Annotated in this window: 3 protein-coding genes; 2 read left to right on the forward strand and 1 reads right to left on the reverse strand. The window is 73.2% G+C overall.

Going from position 1 to position 5,042, the window contains the following annotated elements; translation table 11 throughout:
• Both KD1_RS03540 and KD1_RS03545 read left to right on the forward strand, forming a co-directional pair.
• On the forward strand, positions 1–1,496 hold a 1,496-nt coding region (locus KD1_RS03540; RefSeq protein ID WP_169795326.1), incomplete at its 5' end, for a PD-(D/E)XK nuclease family protein.
• Between the two features lies 1 nt (position 1,497).
• Complete coding sequence (locus KD1_RS03545) at positions 1,498–4,803, forward strand: ATP-dependent helicase (protein WP_068397625.1); 3,306 nt, start codon at positions 1,498–1,500, stop codon at positions 4,801–4,803.
• On the opposite strand, the gene KD1_RS16745 is transcribed toward KD1_RS03545, so the two are convergent.
• Positions 4,769–5,042: hypothetical protein (locus tag KD1_RS16745; protein WP_169795327.1), on the reverse strand; the 274-nt coding region annotated here is incomplete at its 5' end. The two genes, KD1_RS03545 and KD1_RS16745, sit on opposite strands and share 35 nt — an antisense overlap.

The following is a 5,042-nucleotide window of genomic DNA, read 5'->3' on the forward strand; positions in this document are numbered from 1 at the left end:
CCGGTGGGCAGGCCGGGGCGCGTGCCGACCGTGACCTCGACGCCGTCGTGGCCTTGTTCGATGCGGCCGGCCGGTACGCCGACCGACTGCCGCACCAGGGGCCGGAGGCGTTCCTCGACAGCGTCACCGGGCAGGATGTCGCCGCCGACACGCTGTCCGCGCGCAGCGCCGGCGGCGACGCGGTGGCCCTGCTGACGCCGCAGAGTGCCGCCGGTGGGCAATGGCGGATCGTCGTCGTCGCCGGGGTGCAGGAGGGCGTCTGGCCCGACCTGCGCCTGCGCGGTTCGTTGTTGGGCTCGGAACACCTCGCCGACATCGTCACCGGTCGCGAGGGTGGCATCCGGGCGGCTCAGGCGCAGGTGCGGCACGACGAGACCAGGCTCCTGCACGTGGCCGTCACCCGGGCGACGCACCGGCTCTTGGTCACGGCGATCCGCACCGAGGAGGACCAGCCCTCGCCGTACCTCGACGTCGTCGACCCGCGCGAGGACGACGCCACCGCCCGCGAGTTCACCCCGCTCCCCTCCCCGCTGGACCTGACGGGGGTGGTCGCCCAGTTGCGCCATGACGTGTTGGTGCCCGGGGCGCAGCGAGATCGGGCCGTGGCGCTGTTGACGCGGTTGGCTGCCGAGGGGGTGCCCGGCGCCGACCCGACGCAGTGGTGGGCGCTGCGCACGGTCTCCGACGACCGCCCCCTGCGTGGTGACGATGATCCGGTGCGGGTCTCGCCCAGCCGGGTCGGGGCGTTCCAGGACTGCCAACTCAAGTGGTTGCTCACCTCGCGTGGCGGGGCCGGACCGTCGGTGGGTGCGATGGAGATCGGCAACCTCGTCCATGCCATCGCCGCCGAGCTCGGCGATCAGGATGCGCCGACCTATCGGGCCGAGGTCGATCGGCGCTGGGGGCAGTTGGGTCTGCGCGACGGCTGGGTCAGTGCGGGCAAGCACCGCAACGCCCACGACATGGTCGACAGATTGGCGAGGTACCTCGCCGAGACGGCCGGGCAGTGGCAGCCGGTCGCCCGGGAGGAGGCCATGAAGGTCGCGCTCGGACGCGCCGTGCTCAGCGGCAGCGTCGACCGCCTCGAACGCGACCCGCAGGGGCGCCTGCGCGTCATCGACTTCAAGACCGGCAGCAGCAAGCCGACCAAGGACGAGGTGCCCGAGCACGCCCAACTCGGCGCCTACCAAGTCGCCGTCCAGGAGGGTGGGTTCGCGGCGTTCGGCACCGACAGCGCCGGCGCGGCACTCCTGCAGCTCGGCAAGGCGGCGAACAAGTCGACGACCCTGCAGGAGCAGCCGGCCCTCGCCGACGCCGACAACCCGCGCTGGGCGCACGATCTCATCCGCACCACCGCCGACGGCATGGCCGGAGCGTCGTTCGCCACGGCCCCCGGCGGGACCGCCCCGGTCTGCTCGACGTGCCCGGTCAAGTCGTCCTGCCCCGCCCGCCCCGAGGGTCGCACACTGACCGACAGCCCGAAGGGCGGCGCCTGACATGACGACGATCCAGTACTCCGCCGCCGACCTGGCCGCCGCCCTCGGCAAGCCGCCGCCGACCGCCGAGCAGACCGCCGTCATCGAGGCGCCACTCGAACCCCTCCTCGTCGTCGCCGGGGCCGGTTCTGGCAAGACCGAGACGATGACCTCCCGGGTCGTCTGGCTCGTGGCCAACCGGGTCGTCGAGGCCGACGAGATCCTCGGGCTGACCTTCACCCGCAAAGCCGCCGCCGAACTCGGCGAACGCGTCTCCGCACGTCTGGCCGCGCTGCGGCGCGCTGGTCTGTGGGAGCCGCCGGTCGAGGAGGGCGTCATCTCGCTGGCCGGCGCGCCGACGGTCTCGACGTACCACTCCTACGCGGGTCGGCTCGTCGGCGAACACGCCCTGCGACTCGGGTACGAACCCGATTCCCGACTGCTGAGCGAGGCGGCCGCCTGGCAGTACGCCCACGAGGTGGTGCAGGCGTGGGACGGGCCGATGGAGGCGATGAGCAAGGCGGAGTCGACGGTCACCAAGGCGGTGGTGCACCTCTCCGGCGAGATGGCCGAGCACCTCGTGACCCCGGCCGAGGTCGATGACGAACTCGCCGCGATCGAGGCGACGCTGCTGGAGTTGCCGGTGGCCGGCAAGGCCCGACTCAAGGCCGTCACCGACCTGGCCGCGGTCATGGCGGAGCGTCGTCTCGTCATGCCGATCGTGGCGCGTTACCTCGAGCTCAAGCGTGAGCGCGACTCCATGGACTTCGGCGACCAGATGGGCCTGGCCGCGCGGCTGGCCGACCGGTTCCCCGACATCGGGGCCATCGAGCGTCGCCGGTTCCGGGCTGTGCTGCTCGACGAGTTCCAGGACACCTCCGAGGCCCAGATGGTGCTCATGCGCAGCCTGTTCGCGCGCAGCGACACCGGCGACGGGGTCGGCGTGACGGCGGTCGGCGACCCCAACCAGTCGATCTACGCGTTCCGTGGAGCCAGCGCGACGACGCTGGGGACCTTTCCGAGTGCCTTCCCGACGAGCGCTGGCGGGCCCGCGGCCGTCCTGCCCCTGTCGACGAGTTGGCGCAACGACCAGCTCGTGCTCGACGTCGCCAACCGCGTCGCCGCGCCCCTGCGGTCGGAGTCGGCGGTGCCGGTGCAGCCGTTGCGCGCCCGACCGGGTGCCCACGCCGGGCAGGTGTACGTCCAGTGCCTCGAGACCATCGATGACGAGGCCGCCGAGATCGCCGAATGGATCGGGCACCGGGTCGCCGGTGGGCGACTCTCGGCCGCCGTGCTGTGCCGTCGGCGCTCGCAGTTCGCCCCGATCATCACGGCCCTGGACGGCCGGGAGATCCCGTACGAGGTCGTCGGTCTGGGCGGGCTGCTCCTCACCAGCGAGATCGAGGACCTCGTCGCCCTGCTGTCCGTGGTGCAGGACCCGTCGCGCGGCGATCGGCTCATGCGACTGCTCACCGGGCCCGCCTGCCGCCTGGGCGCCGCCGACCTCGACGGCCTCCATGCCTGGGCCCGTTCGCGGCAGCGACTGCGTCAACCGGCGCAGCCCGCGGCTCCGGGGCCGGTGGACCTGGCTCCCGACTCGACCGACGACGTCAGCCTCGTGGAGGCCCTCGACGACCTGCCCGCGCCGGGGTGGACCGGCCCGTCCGGCGAACGGCTCTCCGCCGCGGCCGGCGCCCGACTGGCCGCGCTGGGCGAAGTGGTCCGTCGCGTGCGGCGGCTGACCGGGCTCCCCCTGCCCGATCTGGTCGGGGAGGCCGAACGGGCCCTTGGCCTGGACATCGAGGTCTTGACCCGCCCCAACCGGGATGTTGCCACGGCCCGGGTCCACCTCGATGCCTTCGCCGACGTGGCGGCGCAGTTCGCGGCCAGCGCGGTCCGGCCGACGCTCGGCGGGTTCCTCGACTGGTTGGCCGCCGCCGAGGAGCAGGAGGACGGGCTCGAGATGCCCACCCTCGAGATCACTCCCGGCGCGGTGCAGGTGCTGACCTGCCACGCCTCGAAGGGGCTGGAGTGGGACGCGGTGGCCGTGCCGGGACTCGTCGAGGGCGTCTTCCCCGCCCACAACGCCAAGGCCTCGGACAAGTCGGGCTTCTGGACCTTGGGCGACGTCAACGACTCCGGGTGGTTGACCGGCATCGAGGCGGTGCCGTACGGCCTGCGTGGCGACCGCGCGGGCCTGCCGGTGCTGGACCTCGAGGCGGCCGACGACAAGGCGATGGTCGAGAACATCACCGCGTTCAAACAGGAGCGCGGAGCGGCGAGCATCACCGAGGAACGTCGCCTCGCGTACGTGGCCTTCACCCGCTCGCGGGGCCAGTTGCTGCTCAGCGCGCACCTGTGGGGTGACGCGAAGACCCCGCGACTGCCCTCACGGTTCCTGGATGAGGTGCGCCGCGCGGTCGAGCACGAGGGCCTGCCGGTCGAGGAACTGCACTGGGAGCCCCTGCCCGAGGCTGGCGCGACCAACCCACGGGAGCTGCATCCGCCGAGCGCTGCCCAGTGGCCGGTCGGCGATCAGCCGTGGTACGCCGCGCATCTGCGCCGTGCCGCAGACGACATCGGGGCCACGCTCTCCGGCGCGGACGGGGCGGCCGAACTGCTCTCCGAGGACGACCTCGACGAGGACCTCCGGGTGCTGCTGGCCGAGCGTCGGGCGCGTCGTCGGCCCGGCGCCGCCGTCGTCGATCTGCCGGCCCACCTGTCGACGTCGGCGTTGATCGACTACGCCGCCGACCCGGAGGCCTTCGCGGTCGACCTGCGCCGTCCCATGCCGCGCCGCCCCGAACCGGCCGCGCGACGGGGGACCGCGTTCCACGCGTGGGTCGAACAGCACTATGCCCGCGCCGCCATGGTCGACCTCACCGACCTGCCGGGCTCGGCCGACGAGGGCGCCGCCGACGACACGCACCTGCCCGAGCTGCAGGCGCACTTCCTCGCCAGTGAGTGGGCCGACCGGGTGCCGATCGAGCTCGAGGTGCCGATCGAGACGATGTTCGCCGGGGTCGCCGTCCGTGGGCGCGTCGATGCCGTGTTCACCGAACCGCCGCTGCCGGACGGGCGGCCGCGCTGGGTGGTCGTGGACTGGAAGACCGGTCGGCCGCCGACGGGGGAGGAGGCTCGACGCAGGGCGCTGCAACTGGCGACCTATCGGGTGGCGTGGGCCCGCCTGCATGACGTGCTGCCGGAGCAGGTCGGCGGGGCGTTCTTCTACGCGGCCACGGGCCAGACCGTGCGCCCCGATCTCGGGGACGCCGACCAGATCGCCGAACTGATCAGTTCGGTGCCACTGGCGGGTGAGGAGCCGTGACGTCGTCGTCGACCGCCACCTCGTCCGCCGTCACGTCGTCCGCAGGCATTTCCCCGGCCGCCGGCACCGGTCCGGTGTCGTCGGTGGTCGCGAACTCGGTCTCGACGGCGCCGGGCTCGCCATCGTCCTCGGCATCATCCGACTGGGCCGCCACGTCCACCGGGCGTCGACGCGTCGGCGGCTGGATCTGCGTCAGCGGCTCCGCGTCGGCGAGGCCGTCCGCGAGCTGCGCCAGCGCC

The sequence above is a fragment of the Kribbia dieselivorans NBRC 106261 genome (assembly GCF_001552435.1).
Taxonomy (GTDB): Bacteria; Actinomycetota; Actinomycetes; order Actinomycetales; family Dermatophilaceae; genus Kribbia; species Kribbia dieselivorans.